Below are 2,878 nucleotides of genomic sequence, written 5' to 3'. Positions count from 1 at the left end.
TCATTATCTAACGGAAAAAAATCCGGTTTTTGGTTTGCACAGATTACTTACAGATTTCCCTGAAATTTTTGGAATTTCTGAAACTTCAAATGAAAATATTTTGATCGAACTTGCCATTAATTCTCTTCTAAATCAAAATCCGGCATTTGCTAATTACAAAGATTTTTTTGATAATTCAGAATTAATAGCAAGTCCTATTTATGAGCAAATCATTGATTATTTGATCTTGTTTTTTGAGAAGAAACCCTTTTTTGGAGATGAAAACCTGAACCTGTTCATCCTTCTCCAGAAACCGATGGAGGAATCTCCAAACTCTATTCAAGGACAATTAGAATACATCAAAAATAACTGGAGTTCTATTCTGGGAGATGAATTGCTGGATTTGTTGAAAGGTTTGGATCTGCTTAAAGAAGAACAGAAATTAGGTTTACCCGGACCGGGACCAAGTTCTGTTTATGAATTCGGAAGTGAGGAAGAATACGAGAAATTTACGCAGGATAAAGATTGGATGCCGAATCTGGTATTGATCGCTAAAAACACTTTTGTGTGGTTGGATCAATTGAGTAAGAAATACGGAAAAAGTATTTCAAAGTTGGATGAAATTCCTGATGAAGAATTGGAACTGCTTTCACAAAGGGGATTTACCGGTTTATGGCTGATCGGTTTGTGGGAACGAAGTCCGGCTTCCCAAAAGATAAAACATATCTCCGGGAATTTTGATGCAATTTCTTCTGCTTATTCCATCAAAAATTATAATGTTGCTGGAAATCTGGGCGGAGAGGAAGCATTGGAAAACCTTAAACGAAAAGCCTGGAAATTCAATATCAGGATCGGTTGTGACATGGTTCCGAATCATACGGGAATCGATTCTGACTGGATATTCGAGCATCCGGAATGGTTTATCCAACTCGAACATGCACCCTTTCCTGCTTATTCTTATAAGGGAGAAAATCTGTCGTCTCATCCCGATTATATTGTTCAAATCGAAGATCATTATTACGATAAAACCGATGCTGCAGTTGTTTTCAAACTCTATAATAAAATTAACAATCAAACGAAGTTTGTTTATCACGGCAATGACGGCACCAGTTTTCCGTGGAATGATACTGCACAATTAAATTACCTGCTGCCGGAAGTTCGGGAAGCGGTTAGCGAGCAGATAATCCGGATTGCTGAACAATTCCCTATCATCCGCTTCGATGCTGCGATGACTCTCGCTAAAAAGCATTTTCAGAGATTGTGGTTCCCACAGCCCGGAACCGGTGGAGACATTCCAACGAGAGCGGAATTCGGATTAACTAAACAGGATTTCGATAAAGTTTTTCCCAACGAATTCTGGCGGGAAGTAGTGGATCGAATTTCCGTTGAAGCACCGCATACTTTACTTCTCGCAGAAGCCTTCTGGATGATGGAAGGATTTTTCGTGCGCACACTCGGAATGCATCGCGTTTATAACAGTGCATTTATGAATATGCTCAAGAACGAGGAAAACACAAAATATCGCAGATCTATCTTCAATGTCTTGGAATTCAACCCGGAAATCCTGAAACGATTCGTCAATTTTATGAGCAATCCTGATGAGGAAACTGCCATCTCTCAATTTGGTAAAGATGATAAATATTTCGGGATCTGCATCCTGATGGCAACAATGCCCGGACTTCCCATGTTCGCCCACGGTCAGATCGAAGGTTTTTCAGAAAAATACGGGATGGAATATGCGCGTGCCAAATGGAGCGAAACTGAAGATAAGAATTTGGTGCAAAGGCACGAAAGGGAGATTTTCCCGCTTCTGAAGAAGAGATATTTGTTTGCGGAAGTTCGAAATTTCCTTCTTTTTGATTTCCTGACCGAGTCAGGAACTACCAATGAAAATGTATTTGCTTTTTCCAATGCAAATAATGGAGAAAAATCTCTGGTCGTTTATAACAACAAATACGAGCACACTTCCGGATGGATCAATTGGGCTTCCTTTGCGGAAAATGGAAAATGGGATCGAAAAAATATTGGAGATGCTTTTCATCTGCATAATGACGAGAGTTTTTATCTGATCTTCCGTAATTTTATCGATGGTTTGGAATACATACGCAACTCCAGGGAAATTTATGAGAAAGGTTTATTCCAGGATTTAGGTGCTTTTAAGTATAATGTTTATCTCGATTTTTATGAAGTGGAAGATGATGAGGAAAAGAAATTCCGGAAACTGGCTGCTTATCTGCAGGGTGGAGGAGTTCCGAACATTAATCATGCTTTAAAGAAAGTAAGTTTACTTTCTGTCCTCGAACCATTTACAAAAGTTTTTTCCCCGCAAAATATGCGAAAGATCAATACACTTCGTAAAATCCGTTCCAAAGAATATGAACTATTCCTCTTTGAATATTTCAAACCTGATCTGCTGGATTTCATCATAAAACTGAACGATTATACCGGAAATAAAGGTAATGTAGAAGAATTGGTCAGTGAGATCCTGCTCGATCTCGATCTGCTCTTGAATGATAAGATTCGGTATGAGATCATGGATTTTGAGAAAGAAGAATTTTATGATTATCTCGTAATTTCCTGGTTGCTAACGCATAAATTCGGGAAACTGATAACACCTGAAAATCCGGAAATAATCAGTTCCAACTGGCTCGAAGAATTAATGCTTGGAGATGAGATCAAAAGATCCATCCGGGAACTGATCGCAGTTAATGATGAGCATTTTCTTGGACTTTTAAAGATTTCGATCAAATACAGCAATCTCTGGAAAGGTCTGAAGAAAAAAGATTTTGCCAAAAATGTCTCTCGACTTTTTGCAGATAAAGATATTCAGAAAACTCTTAATTTCAACAAATTCGATGAAAAACTCTGGTTCTCGAAAGAAGGATTCGATGATTTTGTG

At 38.3% G+C, this 2,878-nt stretch carries 1 protein-coding gene; it reads left to right on the top strand.

What is annotated here, in order from left to right; translation table 11 throughout:
* A partial coding sequence (locus tag ENL20_05260) for a hypothetical protein (GenBank protein HHE37965.1) occupies window positions 1-2,878 on the top strand: 2,878 nt, incomplete at both ends.

The organism is Candidatus Cloacimonadota bacterium, assembly GCA_011372345.1.
Lineage (GTDB): Bacteria > Cloacimonadota > Cloacimonadia > Cloacimonadales > TCS61 > DRTC01.
This window is presented reverse-complemented; position numbering and strand designations above follow the sequence as displayed.